Below are 15,248 nucleotides of genomic sequence, written 5' to 3'. Positions count from 1 at the left end.
ATAACAATATTCAGAAAAAGGTGAGGCTATGTTGCAGGTTGATGAACTGAGGCGTTTTCCTTATCCATTCAAGGGGGACATGTATCGTTATTCCAATAACTCCACTCCTCTGGAGCATGCATGCAGTATAGAGGTAACATCAGGTTATCTAAGAGAGATTGGCCTTAAACGAAAGCTGTTATCAAAATATCCGGAACGCTGTTATCAATCTCGCTCTCACACATTGCAGGGCCAGTGGGAGATTTTAGAGTTCGTTTCAGAACATCTCACAACCTATCATCCTGATAAGTTTATGGTTCGGAAAAATGGAAACGAGTGGACGTTTATTAATAAGCTGCTTAGAGAGGAGCAGTCGTTTACCTTTGGAGATGAAACGACTCTCCCGTTTGAGCCTTTAGATTTCATTGGACGCCATGTTCAGGAAGATATGATTTTTATGATGCAGAGGGATGGAGACCTGTTTTTGGACGCCGGCCAGCTGTGTTTTCCGGCAAATTGGTCACTGGCATTTAACGTAGGGATGAGCTTTAAAGAGATACATCAACCTATTCCAGGATTCAATGAGGAAAAGTTGGATGAGCGTATTTTGAAATTTATCATGCAGATGGAGGCGGGTGATCCCTGGTGGAGGAAGAACTGGTCACTGATGGCCGGGAATCGTCTCGACGCATCAATTGAAACGTTTGATGAATGGGGGCAGGACCGTAAGAAAGTTACGAAGGAAAACGCCGGGGAATTTGTTCATTTAAGGGTAGAGGTTCAAAAGTTATTTCGTTTACCCCTTACCAACGGCATTTTATTTACCATTCATACACATCTTCTTCCTCTAAAAAAACTTGCTTCGAAAAGGGAATGGCTGGAACAGTTTACGAACATTTTAGCAGAACTCCCATCCCATATTGCTGAATATAAAGGGATTGTATCCTACAGAAATTCCGTACTCCAATATCTAGAAGAACGGCTCAAGGAAAGAAGGTGAGCATTTGAACACAGAAAAAGCTACTTTCATTCCTGATAAGCGGAAATATCTTTTTTTAACTGACCAAAAGGGTTTGGTAATCTTACAGCATGTTATTGATGCTGTTGTTGAATCTAATCTTCCTTTTGAGCTGGTTTTTATAGGGGGGAGTTCGGAAGATGAAACGCCTCAGACTGATGTATCGATGTGGCTCAGCCAGCAGAAAATGGGGAACTTCCTTTATGTCTCACTACAATGGGACAAGCTCGATAGTATAAAAAGGTTAGCAGAAGATATTGGATTTTCAAATGAAGAAGCACAATACATAGGCTATGGGGAAAAAAAGACAAACGTGTTCTGTTGCCGATGCCACGGAATTACAGTTGTGCGCGAGAAGGAAACCAGCGAGGAAAAAGAACTTCCTGAAATCCGTTGCAAGCACTGTGATTTGTTGCTTTCCGTTTCTGATCACTATTCCTCACTAAGGGACGCTTATCTTGGTTATGTTGCAAAGCTATAAATGAGATGGGGGATTAGCCATGCATCAAGAAAAAACGATACCTGTTATCGTAAAAGCCATTCATAGAGAAACTCCTTATGTAAAACGGTTTACCCTTGCTCCGGAAGGGAATGAACCACTCCCCCGGTTTAGTGCTGGATCCCATATCACTACCTATATAAAACCGCCAGAAGGAAAGCTTGCGAGATCATACTCTTTAACAAACTATCCTGCTGACTCTGGCAACTATCAGATTGCGATTCGTTTAAACGAAGCTTCAAAAGGCGGTTCCCGTTTCTGGCATCAGGAAGTAAAGGAAGGGGACAGACTGCAAGTCAGCTTTCCGAGAAACCACTTTCCTTTGAGCTTTAAAGCAAAGCATCATGTGTTTTATGCTGCAGGAATCGGTATAACTCCTTTTTTATCCATGATGGCAGAGCTAAAGGAGAAAGGTGCTTCATTTGAACTTCATTATGCTGCAAAAACAAAGGAGCAGTGTGCTTTCTACCATCTTTTAAAGGAAAAATATCCTGGCCGATGCCGTTTTTACTTCTCAAGGGAAGATAATGCAAAACGGGTGAGTGTCTCTTCGCTACTTCAACATAAGATTGGAACACATGCTTATTTTTGTGGACCGGAAACTTTTATTGCGAACTTTACAGAGGCAGCGAAACGGTACGGTTATCCTGAGTCATCGGTTCACTTCGAGCGTTTTACAGCTCCGCGACCTGAGAAGCTCGAGCCTTTTGAGGTGGAACTAAAAAGTGGAAGGATATTGAAAGTGCCAAAAGAAAAGTCGCTTCTTGAAGCGCTATTGGAAGCGGGGATCGATGCTCCTTATTCCTGCAGAGCCGGACGCTGCGGATCATGCGAGCTAAATGTAAAAGAAGGCCAAGTCGATCACTATGATTCCTTCTTGACCGAAGAGCAAAAAGCGGCACAGGATAGAATCTTAACCTGTGTCTCGCGTGCGAAAACCAGAAAGATTACGATTGATATTTAACGGGATAATCCTTTTGATAAATAGAGAATTAACCTTGACTGTGCTACCAAAATACATTAAGATAATTAAGTGATTTTGAATCTTTTGTGAACATTACTACATATCTTATGTTTTTGATTTTGGAACAGCGTCCCTGTTTCCTGTTAAAAACAACAGATGTAACCGTTTAAGTTGTGACCTGGCTTTAGCGCAGCGAACCTGTGTTTTACTACCGTCGCACTTTATTTTCTATGGTTTTTTGAAAACCTTAGGAAAAAAGTGCGGCGGTTTTTTATTCATATAGAAAAAGAGGGGGAAAAGAGTTGGGTAAAAGTAAGAATCGTTGGCTTATTGCACTTTCGGCAGTGGGGATTCACATTTCAATCGGATCAGTTTATGCATGGAGTAACTTTACGGCTCCTTTAATGGAGAAGTTTGACTGGACAGCAAGCCAGGTCCAGTTAACATTTAGCCTTGCTATCCTGTTTTTGGGACTATCAGCAGCTTTTTTAGGGCATTTTGTTGAAAAATACGGACCAAGAAAAGCGGGGCTCTTAGCAGCAGTATTTTTTGGAGTAGGGATTGCAGGTTCAGGACTTGCAGTTAACTTAGGTTCTTTGTCTTTATTATATATCTTCTATGGTGTGTTAGGCGGAATAGGCCTTGGAGTCGGATATATCGCTCCTGTTTCGACGCTTGTTAAGTGGTTCCCGGACCGCCGCGGGCTTGCAACCGGACTTGCGATCATGGGATTTGGATTTGCAGCTGCAATCGCCTCACCTGTTATGGACACACTAATTAAATCGGTTGGCATTGCGAGCACGTTTTACATTTTAGGAATTTCTTATTTTATCGTAATGGTACTCTCTTCACTTTACCTTGAGAAACCGGAAGAAGGCTGGCTTCCAGAAGGATTTAAAGAGAAGGTTAACAGCGGAAAAGGTAGAATTAAGCAGGATTTGGCACAGTTAACGGCGAATGAAGCAGTTAAAACAAAACGCTTTTATTTCTTATGGATTATGCTGTTTATTAATGTAACATGCGGCATTGCGATTCTATCAGCCGCTAAGCCGCTTGCACAGGAAAGCATCGGCCTCACTACTGCTGAAGCAGCCGCTCTTGTAGGGGTATTAGGAATCTTTAACGGACTTGGACGGATTGGCTGGGCTTCCGTTTCAGACTATATCGGACGTACAAATACGTATACAACATTCTTTGTCTTGCAGATCGGCTTGTTCCTGATGCTTCCAAATGTTACGACAGCGATCATCTTCCAGATCATGCTTGCTGTTATCTATACCTGCTATGGAGGAGGGTTTGCTTCCATTCCTGCTTTTATAGGAGATTTGTTTGGAACAAAACAGCTCGGTGCCATCCACGGATATATTTTAACTGCCTGGGCAGCGGCAGGCCTTGTCGGGCCGCTTTTCGCAGCATGGATCAAGGATACGACCGGAAGCTATGCGAACAGTTTAACATTCTTTGCCGGTTTGTTTGTAGTCGCATTTATCGTTTCTTTCTTAGTCCGCTTTGATATCAAGAGACTCAAGAAAGAACAGGAAAGTAAAGCGGCTCAATCTGTTGCAAGTTAACAATTCCTGGTTTATAATTCTCTATTAGTAATTGAAGGCTTATTTAAAAGGAATGTCGCAAATGACTAACTATGAAGCAGAGTTTAGCAACCTTGTGAGAGCATTTCGAAAACGCCATATGGGGAAAGGGCCGCGCCAGATCAAGACAACCTTCTGTAAAAACTGGGCGATCTGTGAAATGGAGGGCAACCTGTCTCCGGTAGAAAAGTTTATTTCTACATCAAATGATGGAAAGCAAATGCTCCGGGCAGCCCGTACTGAGATGGTTAAAGAAATGTATAAGAATAACCGGCCTGTCGAGATGGAAGAGCTGCTTGGCGCAAAATTGATTGATCTTTTTGTTGACATTGATATTGAAAAGGATTTTGGCATGTCGATCTTTGTGTTTGATCATGATATAGCCGATAAGTTTGTTAAAAATAATTAAATAGATATGGTTAAGTGTGTTGGCACTTGGCAGCGTTCCTGTTTAAGACTAACCACCGTAGTTTCCCGCTTCAAGAGTAACGGAAGACTTCGGTGGTTTTTTGTTATCAAAATAAAAAAGTAAAGGTGATGAAAATGGGCGAAACAAAACATCAAGGACCAATCCATCATAAAATGATGCCCCAGCCAAAACACTGGGTCAGTCCGATTCCCTTCGGATTGGGGAAAATAAAGCCACATCATTTCCGAGACACGATGAAGATCGCTTTAGACAACAAAGATAATTTTCGTTACGCAACAAAAATTATTACACAGGGTGTTTGTGATGGTTGCGCGCTTGGGGTTTCAGGGCTTAAAGACCAAACGCTGAAAGGCCCTCATATGTGTACAACTCGTTTGAACGTTCTTCGGTTAAACACACAGCCAGCGATCGAAGAAGAGATTCTTCACGCTGATATTGATGAGCTGCGTAAATATGACAGTACTGAGCTAAGAAAATTAGGGCGAATTCCATATCCGCTTATCCGTAGAAAGGGAGAAAGGAGATTCTCCCGTTTAACATGGGACGATGCGATGGATATGATTGCAGATAAAATGAAAGAATTAGACCCGAAACAATATGCGTTCTATTTGACTTCACGGGGCATTACGAACGAGTCGTATTATGTAGCTGCAAAAGTTTCCCGTTTCCTGGGAACAAACCACATCGATAACGCCAGCCGTATCTGTCACTCACCATCAAAGACAGCATTAAAGCGGTCTGTCGGTGTAGGGGCTTCTACTTCGAATTACCAGGATTGGTTCGAAGCTGATGTGCTATTGTTCTGGGGCAGTGTAGCATCCAACGCTTCTCCAGTTTCAACGAAGTATATGCTGGAAGCTAAAAAACGTGGAGCGAAAATCATTGTCGTTAATCCTTATAAGGAGCCGGCGATGGATAAATACTGGATTCCTTCCAATGCCGAGTCTGCCATTTTCGGAACAAAACTCGCCGATGACTTTTTTCAGGTTAACATAGGTGGAGACATCGCATTTATGCATGGCATCATGAAGCAATGGTTCGAAATGGAAGAAAAAGAACACGGATCTGCCGTTAACCATCAATTTATAGAAGAGCATGTGAACGGATATGATAAGTTAAAAGAAGCGGTACAATCACAATCCTGGGAAGAGATCGTAAAATCTTCCGGGATTTCAAGAGAAAGAATCGCTGAATTAGCCGTTTTATTGGCTAACAGCAAAAATGCCGTTTATGCCTGGGCGTTAGGATTGACGATGCATGCATTTGCGACAGACAATATTTCTCAAGTCGCTAACCTTGCACTCCTTCGTGGTCATTTAGGGCGTAAAGGGGCAGGGCTTATGCCGTTTCGTGGACATTCCTCTGTTCAAGGTTCCGGGGAAATGGGGGCGGACCCATTCGTTTTGCCGGGCGGTGCTTTTGATGAAAAAAATATCGATAGAATGGAAAAGGTCTGGGGATTTGAGATTCCGAAATGGCAGGGGGATATCGTAGGTGTTACACTAGAAAATATTGTTCTTCCAGAAGACCATGAACGGAAAGTGAAACTCTACTACATGTCCGGCGGGAATTTCTTAGAAACCATGCCTGATCCGAACTTTGTTGAAAAGGCGCTTTCCGAGTTAGAAATTCGTGTTCATCAAGATATCATTCTTAATACATCGACTCTAGTTGATGCAAAAGAAGCAGTCATCGTACTTCCTGCCAAAACGAGATATGAACAGGATGGTGGCGGGACTTCTACTTCGACGGAACGCATGGTTTACTTCTCTCCTGAAATCACAGGGAACAAAAACCAGGTGGAAGAAGCCCGTTCTGAATGGAAAATTTATGTGGATCTCGCAAAGCGGGTTAAGCCTGAAACTGCTCATCTTGTTGACTTCAAGAGCGGACAGGAAATCCGTGACGAAATTGCAAAAGCGAACACGGACTATGACGGTATTCAACATTTGAAGAAAAGAGGAGACGTCTTCCAGTGGGGCGGGGCCTGGTTATGTGAAGGCGGCGTCTGTCCGACACCGGATGGGAAGGGGAACCTTATCCCGGTTGAAATCCCAGACCTGGGGAAAAAAGAAGAACAGTTCATTCTTACAACACGCCGGGGCAAGCAGTTTAACTCGATGATTTATAAAGAAACAGATCCATTCAACAATTCGGAACGTTACGATGTGTTGATGAACCCTGAAGATGCGAAAGAAAAACGCATGGTTGAAGGGGAAAATATAGTTGTCCATAACGGTTTTGGTGTATTCCAGGGGAAAGTGAAATGTGCTGATATTGCAAAAGGAAACCTTGGGGTGCATTTCCCTGAAGGTAACTTCCTGCTTCCAAGGGGAAGATATGAGAAGTATGCTGGCATCCCTGATTATAATATCACCGTTTATGTAGAGAAAGCTGACAGATACAATGCAAAAAAAGACACCAAATACTATGAAAAGCGCATTGAGGACCTGGAGATGGAAATTAGCTAAGAAGGAGATACTATGAATGACAACGTGATGAAGAATCATAGAATCTTGAAATATGAAGGCGGTGAACTGATTGAAACTGAAGACCAGGTTGCGGATGAGTTCCCGCTGACGATCTTTGTTAATGGTGAAGAGTTTGCAACGATGGTATGCACACCTTCCTATCTAGAAGAGCTAATCGTCGGATTCCTGGCTTCTGAGGGAATCATTCGGTTCAAGGATGAAATTTTAGCGTTGAATATTAACGAAGACCGTGGATTTGCATATGTTGATGTGAAAAATAAACAGGCTGTCAACAGCAGATCGCATTCCAAGCGGTTTATCGGCTCGTGCTGCGGCAAAAGCAGGCAGTTTTATCTGCAGAGTGATGTGAAAACAGCAAAGACGATCATGAGAAGATCAACCATTTCTGTTGATCAGTGTATTAACTTGATGAAAGAGATGCAGGACAGTTCCTCGGATTTCCATATGACCGGAGGATTGCATAATGCTGCTCTTTGCAATACTGAGGAAGCGATCGTCTCAAGATCTGATATCGGTCGTCATAACGCACTTGATAAAATATACGGCTATTGCATGCAAAATAAAATATCATTGGCCGATAAGGTCATCGCGTTTAGCGGAAGGATTTCTTCTGAGGTCTTGTTAAAGGTTTCAAAAATTGGAGTGGGAATCATTTTGTCAAAGTCTGCTCCAACGACACTGGCATTGGAATTAGCCGATGACCTGGGGATAACAGCAGTCGGTTTTATTCGCGGAAACCGCCTGAACGTTTATACCCATCCTGAACGGATCACCATATCAAAATAGGGAGACATCTCCCTATTTTTTCTTTGAGGATAAAAGAGTTGAAATCATGCGGATTTATTATTTCATTCACCAGATTAGTAAGCATATTAGTTCGGTAAGAAAGAGGACCTGTGATAGTGTTTAATTAGAATCAAAAAGTTACAAAAAAGCCTTTTAAATCGGAGGGAGAGTTTTTATGAAGCTTAAAGAAAAAGTAGCGATTGTTACCGGTGCGAGCAGCGGGATCGGAGAAGCCATTGCAAAGCATCTTGCTGATGAAGGCGCGAAGGTTGTTCTTGCGGCCCGACGTGAGGAAAAGCTTGCGGATCTTTCTTCAAATATTAATGAAAAGAATGATGGTTCAGCGATTGTTGTTAAGACGGACGTAACGAGCAAAGATGACATGGAAAACCTTGTTGCCCGTGCAAAAGAAGAATTCGGCAAAGTCGATATCGTTATTAACAATGCGGGCGTAATGCTGCTATCCTTCATAAAAAACGATAAAGTCGATGAGTGGGCACAAATGGTCGACGTAAATATCAAAGGTGTGTTATACGGTATCCATGCGGCTCTTCCAGACATGCTTGAGCAGGGGAGCGGCCATCTAGTGAACGTTTCTTCTGTAGCTGGCCATGAAGTTTTCCCTTCGAGTACTGTATACAGTGCAACGAAATATGCAGTACGCGCGCTTTCCATGGGACTTGAAAAAGAGCTATCGAAAACAGGTGTCCGTGTAACTAATATCTCCCCGGGAGCGGTTGAAACAGAGCTTACACATCACATTACAGATGAAGAAGTAATGGGCATGTTTAAAGACAGAGCGGACAGAAAGAAGCTGCACGCTGATGATATCGCTCGAGCAGTTGTATATGCTGTTACGCAGCCTGACTATGTGAACGTGAATGAAGTCGTTGTCCGGCCGATGGCAAAATAAAATAGGATGGCGAAAAAGGAGGGCGCTGGCTCTCCTTTTTTATGAAGTAAAAAGGAATGAGTGAGACTGACAAGAAAAAAGGCTCCTGCTTCGGAGCCTTTTTTCATATTAGTATCCTTTTGAAAAGTCTACAAGATTAACTGAAGGTTCTTCGCCTTTTAAGTAGTTTTTTAAGTTAGGGATGAAAATATCTTCGATCACTCTCTTGTTATAATGTTCAGTCGAGCCGGCAGTGTGAGGGGTAATGATGACTTTCTCCATCTTCCATAAAGGGCTCTCTTCAGGAAGTGGTTCTTGTTCAAATACATCGAGTCCAGCCCCTGCTATTTTGTTATCCTTCAAAGCGGCGATCAAGTCCTCTTCCACGACGATTCTTCCTCTTCCTATGTTGATGAAGAAAGAAGATTCCTTCATCAAGTTAAATTCTCCAGCTCCGAATAAGTGTTGTGTCTTTTCAGTAAGCGGGACTGTGACAACCACGTAATCGCAGCGTGGAAGTATGCTGTGTAACTCTTCTGGCGTAAACATTTCATCCACATTTTCGGCGGGATTGCCTGAGTTTCGTACACCTAACACAGTCATATCAAAAGCTTTAGCGATTTTGGCAGTTTCCCGTCCGATTGCTCCTACTCCAATTAATCCCAGTGTCTTGCCATGGATTTCAAGCTTCAGGTTAGAGTGATGCCAGGTTTTAGCAGCCTGGTTCCTCACATATGTATCAATCTTTCTAGTTAGTCCAAGCATTAATGCAAAGATCGTTTCAGAGATCGGATAGGAATGAACGCCGTTTGCACTTGTAACGTAGACATCGTTCTGTTCAAATTTTTCTAAAGGGATGCTGTTTACGCCTGCACTCCAGGTCTGAAGCCATCGAAGCTTTGCATTATCACCAAACAGCTGGTCTCCGATTCCCTTTTTCCAGCCGGCAACAACCTCAGCATCCTGCAAATGGTTTTCCCAGGTATCACGGTCCTTGCCAACAATAACATCCCAATCCGGTACGAGCTCGTTTATGCGATTCACGTATTTCTCATCAAGATTATGAGTGATTACCATCTTTCGTTTCTGCATCGTTACCTCCATTGAATCTGTTTTTCTTTATTTTAACAGAGGGAGCGGGTGCCAGGCACCAAAAATGGACAGTTGTCCTTTTATGGTGCCTGGCACCCTGTGAGTAATTTGCTTCAATGGTGAATCCCTTATATACTTTCTTTACATAATAAAACAAAGAGAGTTATTTGATAGGAGTGGAATAAGTGGGGAATCGAAACGAATTGGTGGATCTGATAGGGGTTGGGATCGGCCCTTTTAACTTAAGTCTGGCTGCGCTGCTTGAAGACGTTCCGGAGATCGATGCAGTTTTCTTTGAACAAAAGTCTCAGTTTGACTGGCATCCCGGAATGTTGATCGAAGGGACGAAATTACAGGTTCCATTTTTGGCAGACTTAGTAACGATGGCAAATCCTAAAAGCCAGTACAGTTTTCTTAACTATCTAACAGAGCATGACCGCATGTATGCTTTTTACTTTTTGCAAAGATTGGATATGCCTCGCCGCGAATACAATGATTACTGCCAGTGGGTGGCAGGCCAGTTAGATAGCTGCAAGTTTGGCAAAACGGTCGTGAATGTGAAGCATATAGAAGCAGAAGAGCCTTACTTCGAAGTAGAAGTGTACGACAGCGAAACCGAATCTGTAGAAAAGATTAAAGGAAAAAACATGGTCCTTGGAACAGGAAGCACACCGGGTATGCCTTCTTCCTTCAGGGGTATGCCGGAAGATGACGTGTTCCATACGGCAGATTTCAGAAATCATCAAAAACGATGCAGGGAAGCAAAATCAATAACGGTAGTAGGATCAGGGCAGAGTGCTGCTGAGGTGTTCAGGGAGTTGTTAAAGGAGCAGCGGGATCATCACTATCGATTGGACTGGCTCACACGTTCAAGCGGATTTTTATCGATGGAAGAATCGAAGCTTAATCTGGAGCATTTTTCGCCTGATTATGTAAATTATTTTTACCAGCTGCCTCAAGAAAAAAAGGATGAGATCTTTGCTACCCAGGATTTGTTATACAAAGGAATCAGCATGCATACGATTACAGATATTTATAACCTTCTTTATGAAATGTCAGTCGGCGGAGAAACACTTGATGTAGGTTTGCAAACCTTAACAGAAGTGAACGAAATCAAAAAAGAAGGTAATACTTATAAACTAAAGTGTGAACAAAGAGAACAGGAAAAAGAATTCACACATGAAAGTGAAGTCGTGATCGTCGGAACAGGATACCGTCCGAACATCCCCGAATTCATCCTTAGCCTGGAGTCCTTTTTACAATGGGACGAACATGGCAGGTATAAAGTGGGGCCTGACTACCGGTTAAAGCAATCATCCGCTACGCCGAACGAGGTATACGTTCACAGCGGCATTTCCCACTCACATGGAGTAGGTTCAACTAACTTGGGGCTAGCCGTTCATCGTAATAAAGTTATTATTAATCATCTAACCGGAAGGCCTGTCTATCGGATTTCAGAACAGAATGTTTTCCAAAACTTTGAGGTATGAAAAATCTCATTTAGGAGTTGGCCAAACAACAGCCGACTCCTAGCTTATTTTCAACTTTTTAAGGGTAAAACTTTCCCATTCCATTTTAGGCAGTGATGTGATAATATTTAGTGAGCCGAAATAAAGCTTAATACTTCGTTGGATATAGATGGATCTTCATGCAGGAAGGTTCTTTTTTGATTTTTTATGGGAAAAGGGAGGGGAAGTAATGAAGCAAAATCAGTTAGAGCCGTTATGGACAAAGTCGTTCATTATGCTGATGATAGGGAATCTATTTGTGTTCATGTCATTTCAAATGCTTATTCCGACATTGCCGCCTTATATAAAATCCATTGGTGCCTCGGGGCTTGAAATAGGTCTTGTTACCTCACTGTTCTCCATTGGAGCGGTTCTCAGCCGTCCGTTTATCGGATACATGCTAGAGTATAAAAAAAGAAAAGCGCTTGTAATAATCGGGGTCGTTTTTCTGTTAGCCATTACGATGATCTACCCGCTTTCACAGGTAGTGGTGATCTTCTTGCTGTTCCGGTTCGTGCATGGGCTTGCATGGGGATGGTCGACTACAGTGAATGGAACGGCAGCATCAGATGTTGTTCCGAACTCAAGGCTAGGAGAAGGCATGGGATACTATGGACTTTCGATTACAATCGGAATGATCATCGCGCCGAGTCTTGGAATTTATGTATTCCAGGTTACTTCATTTACAAATCTTATTTATATTTCCGGTGCTCTAGGCTTGGTTGCAATCGGCCTTCTTGCAACCGTTCGCTATCATACTCCTGAAGCAGTAAAAAACACACGGAGAGAGGACCTCAAGTTCTCTTACTTCGGGTCTCTAGTGGAAAAGTCCAGCTGGTACCCTGCTTTTATTACGATTATGACTACCTTTGGGTATGGTTCGATCGTCACGTTTATTGTTATCTTTGGGGAAGAACGCGGCATTGACCAGATCTTTTTATTCTATTTGTTCAATGCTATTATGGCTTCCCTTTCACGCCCGGTCGCAGGAAAATGGTTTGACCAGAAAGGGCCTTTTGGACTTGTGCTAACGTGCTTATCACTAACATTTATCGGAATGTGGGTGCTATCATTCGCTCATTCTAACTTGCTTATTGCCGTTGCGGGCGTTTTATTCGGCGTTGGATTTGGCTCGTTGATTCCAACCCTTCAGTCATGGACACTTTCCAAAACGCCTGCAAATCGACGCGGAGTTGCGAACGGAATGTTTTTCTCCTCGATCGATCTTGGTATCGGGCTGGGAGGGCTTGTGTTTGGAATCCTTGCCCAGTTTGTTGAACTTGGTACACTGTTTCAAATATCAAGTATGTTCTTAATCGTAGCGATTGCTTTAACCATAATAGAAGCACGGAAAGAGAAAGGCAGGGTGTCTCACCATCAGCCCGTTTCTTCAAGTTAAATAGAGAAAAATGATTGGCTTGTAACAGGGCCAGTCATTTTTTATTGGAAAAAAGGGTATTACTTACTTTATAGTGGTAAAAATGTAATACCGTCCAAAAAGCGATCTGTGTGATTCAGCAGATGATGAAAGAAAAGGAGCGCCTTATGGAAGTCCAATTGATCGAAGCTTACGTACCAAAAAAATACTTTGATAAAATAAATGAATCCTTGCAAGAATTTCCGCATGAATCATACTGGGTTTCAAATGAAACCGATGATTATACATTGATTCGAATGCTTGTAAAAACGACAGAAACAGAGGAGATTCTAGATTACTTAGAAAACCGGGTTAATGTAATCGAAGGATTTAATGTGCTGCTGTTTCCGATTCAAACCTTTCTTACAAGAAAGTCTGAGGAAGAAGACAAGGAAAAAGAAAAGGAAAAGGAACCAGAAGATACGAACAGACTGCAAAGGGTTAGCAGGCAGGAACTATTATCTGTCATTCAACAGTCCAGTAAGATTAGTTTATCGTATACTCTTCTTGTCATTCTGTCTGCGATCGTAGTTACGGTAGGTTTTATAAGAGATAGTGAAGCGGTAGTGATTGGAGCGATGGTTATTGCCCCTTTGCTCGGTCCTATTATCTCCGTAGCATTTGCTGCGATTCTCGGGAATTACCGGCTTGTATTACAGTCGCTTGGAACGCTGTTTTTTGCTATTGTCATCGTTATTTTCATATCTATCTTGTTCAGCATGGCACTGCCTGTATCCATAAATACACATCAATTTATGTCGCGAACGCACGTTAATCTACTCGATATCGTTTTGGCTTTAGCTTCAGGGACTGCAGGAGCCCTATCAACACTACGGCGGCTCCCCGGTTCTCTTGTCGGGGTAATGGTCGCAGCTGCATTGCTTCCGCCTACCGTTGTTCTCGGAACCACAATCGGCGATGCGATGTGGCATGAGGCATATGGATCGATGTTACTTTTACTCGTAAATATCACCTCCGTTATGCTTGCTGCCATCATTGTCTTTTCATTAAGCGGTATACAGCCTATTAAGTGGACTGAGGTGCAGAAAGCAAACACTTCAAGGAGACTGTCGATCATTTTCGTCAGCGCAATTGTTATCCTCCTTGCAATCGCAATCCTGATGGGGGAAAAAGTTGATTTAACATAAAACAGGGATTGACTTAGATAAGTCGATCCCTGTCCATACTTAATCATCAACTTTTTCGGCTTTCCTGTAGAATAATTTAGTGATTTTCGGGGCGAACTGGAACAACAACATACCAACAAGAGCTGCAACTAAAATATACATACCTGCAAAAACCTTTAATCCTCCCGTTGCGAGCCCGGCTATAATGACGGAGAATTCTCCGCGAGGGGTTAAGGAGATCCCTCCCTGAAGAGCCTCTTTTCCTGAAAGTCCATACCATTTCCCGCCAACATATCCAACGATGAGTTTATGGATGATTGACCATATTAGAAGTAAAAACAGAAGTTCGATAGAGGGAATATTTTTGGTTAATTCCATCGTTATCCCAAAATGTAAGAAAAAGAATGGGAGAAATATATTTCTTACAGGTAACACTTCATCTTTTATCTTATCTTTAAGTTGAGTATCAGCGAGCATGATTCCCGCTAAAAATGCTCCAATAATCTCTGATAACCCTAAATACAGTGCAAGGCCGCCATATCCAAGTGCAATGCCGATCACAAGAACAATGAACACATCATCATCTGTTACTTTATCAAGCAATATCTGAGCTTTTTTAAATACGATCTTACTAAAAAAGACAGCAACACCAGTTAATAAGGCTACTTTAAGAAAGATTAAAATAAAATCTGTTGCTGTGAATCCATCTCCTGATAATCCGATTAAAACAGTGACGAGAATGGGGGCAACCAGGTCTTCAAAGATTAAAAGAGAAAGCATAAAGTCTGATTCTCTATTTTCCATTCTATTTGTACTTTCAAGAAGCTTAGCCGACATAGAAGAGCTTGTTGCATAAACGATGCCAGCGATTATGAGGCAAGTTAGGAAGTTCAGATCAAAAAGATAACAGATAAGGGTAGTGACCCCGATCCCGAGAAGGACATCCAAAAGGCCGGCTTTCCAAACCCTTTTGCCGTTCCTGGCAAATTCCCCAACGGAAAACTTCATTCCGAGCAGGAAAAACAGTAATACCAACCCGATTTCCCCTGCCACTTCAATTACTTTTGATTCAGGTAGTAGCTCTTTTAAAGCAATTCCAAGAAGAATATATAAAACAAGGTCAGGTATCCTAATCATTTTAATCCCGATTAGCCCTGTAATAGATAAAGCCAATAACACTAATCCGATAGCGAGAGGCAGGTTCATGGAAGTTTTTCATCCTTTCGTATTTCTAAGCCAACCTTTGTTCACGGAAACAATGGATGTCTGAATCTATTCCCCGTGGGCCAAATTTAAACCCTTCTTGTTAACAGGTATTACTTACCATTTTATTGCCTTTCGCAGTCCGTAAAAGCGACAATCTTTTAGAAATAAGCCTTTACGAAAAAAGTTTATCCTTCTTCTAAGCCTTTTTAACTAAAAAAATATGAAAGGCATTTTTGTGATATGTGTCAC

At 42.2% G+C, this 15,248-nt stretch carries 13 protein-coding genes; 11 read left to right on the top strand and 2 right to left on the bottom strand.

Translation table 11 applies throughout. The features are described 5' to 3' along the window. Nucleotides 1-28: 28 nt before the first annotated feature. The 8 genes from FCL54_RS17485 to FCL54_RS17450 all read left to right on the top strand — a co-directional run bounded on the left by FCL54_RS17485 (nt 29) and on the right by FCL54_RS17450 (nt 8,670). Entirely contained in the window at nt 29-979 is a 951-nt protein-coding gene (locus FCL54_RS17485; RefSeq protein ID WP_138128162.1) for a heme-dependent oxidative N-demethylase family protein, read from the top strand. 4 nt (nt 980-983) lie between these two features. After that, a complete protein-coding gene (locus FCL54_RS17480; RefSeq protein ID WP_138128160.1) occupies nt 984-1,478 on the top strand; it encodes a hypothetical protein in 495 nt (164 codons plus the stop codon). A gap of 19 nt (nt 1,479-1,497) precedes the next feature. Next, nucleotides 1,498-2,460 carry a PDR/VanB family oxidoreductase gene (locus FCL54_RS17475; RefSeq protein ID WP_138128158.1) on the top strand — a complete coding sequence of 321 codons (963 nt, stop codon included), beginning with the start codon at nt 1,498-1,500 and terminating at the stop codon, nt 2,458-2,460. A gap of 302 nt (nt 2,461-2,762) precedes the next feature. Continuing rightward, a complete protein-coding gene (locus FCL54_RS17470) occupies nt 2,763-4,031 on the top strand; it encodes an L-lactate MFS transporter (protein ID WP_138128156.1) in 1,269 nt (422 codons plus the stop codon). A gap of 61 nt (nt 4,032-4,092) precedes the next feature. Next, nucleotides 4,093-4,458 carry a Na-translocating system protein MpsC family protein gene (locus FCL54_RS17465; RefSeq protein WP_138128154.1) on the top strand — a complete coding sequence of 122 codons (366 nt, stop codon included), beginning with the start codon at nt 4,093-4,095 and terminating at the stop codon, nt 4,456-4,458. Nucleotides 4,459-4,592: 134 nt separating this feature from the next. After that, nucleotides 4,593-6,950: an FdhF/YdeP family oxidoreductase gene (locus FCL54_RS17460; RefSeq protein WP_138128152.1), complete on the top strand. Its 2,358-nt coding sequence runs from the start codon at nt 4,593-4,595 to the stop codon at nt 6,948-6,950. A 12-nt stretch (nt 6,951-6,962) separates the two neighbouring features. Next, nucleotides 6,963-7,757: a formate dehydrogenase accessory sulfurtransferase FdhD gene (gene fdhD, locus FCL54_RS17455; RefSeq protein ID WP_138128150.1), complete on the top strand. Its 795-nt coding sequence runs from the start codon at nt 6,963-6,965 to the stop codon at nt 7,755-7,757. A 175-nt stretch (nt 7,758-7,932) separates the two neighbouring features. Continuing rightward, on the top strand, nt 7,933-8,670 hold the full coding sequence (locus tag FCL54_RS17450) for an SDR family oxidoreductase (protein ID WP_138128148.1): 738 nt from the start codon (nt 7,933-7,935) through the stop codon (nt 8,668-8,670). A gap of 108 nt (nt 8,671-8,778) precedes the next feature. On the opposite strand, the gene FCL54_RS17445 is transcribed toward FCL54_RS17450, so the two are convergent. Continuing rightward, nucleotides 8,779-9,741: a D-2-hydroxyacid dehydrogenase gene (locus FCL54_RS17445; protein ID WP_138128146.1), complete on the bottom strand. Its 963-nt coding sequence runs from the start codon at nt 9,739-9,741 to the stop codon at nt 8,779-8,781. 185 nt (nt 9,742-9,926) lie between these two features. On the opposite strand from FCL54_RS17445, the gene FCL54_RS17440 reads away from it, so the two are divergent. The 3 genes from FCL54_RS17440 (at nt 9,927) to FCL54_RS17430 (ending at nt 13,814) form a co-directional block, all read left to right on the top strand. After that, nucleotides 9,927-11,231: a lysine N(6)-hydroxylase/L-ornithine N(5)-oxygenase family protein gene (locus FCL54_RS17440; protein ID WP_138128144.1), complete on the top strand. Its 1,305-nt coding sequence runs from the start codon at nt 9,927-9,929 to the stop codon at nt 11,229-11,231. A 208-nt stretch (nt 11,232-11,439) separates the two neighbouring features. Next, complete coding sequence (locus tag FCL54_RS17435; protein WP_138128142.1) at nt 11,440-12,648, top strand: MFS transporter; 1,209 nt, start codon at nt 11,440-11,442, stop codon at nt 12,646-12,648. Nucleotides 12,649-12,794: 146 nt separating this feature from the next. Further along, the gene (locus tag FCL54_RS17430; protein WP_138128269.1) at nt 12,795-13,814 is read left to right on the top strand and encodes a TIGR00341 family protein; all 1,020 of its coding nucleotides are present in this window, start codon (nt 12,795-12,797) and stop codon (nt 13,812-13,814) included. A gap of 39 nt (nt 13,815-13,853) precedes the next feature. Here FCL54_RS17430 and FCL54_RS17425 read toward each other — a convergent pair whose 3' ends face one another. Beyond that, nucleotides 13,854-14,999, bottom strand: coding sequence for a cation:proton antiporter (locus FCL54_RS17425; RefSeq protein WP_138128140.1), 1,146 nt, complete (start codon nt 14,997-14,999; stop codon nt 13,854-13,856). Nucleotides 15,000-15,248 lie beyond the last annotated feature (249 nt).

It is taken from the genome of Exobacillus caeni (genome assembly GCF_005747095.1).
In the GTDB taxonomy this organism is placed as follows: domain Bacteria; phylum Bacillota; class Bacilli; order Bacillales; family Guptibacillaceae; genus Exobacillus; species Exobacillus caeni.
The sequence above is the reverse complement of the archived record's forward strand: the minus strand, read 5'-3'. Positions and strand labels throughout refer to the sequence as shown.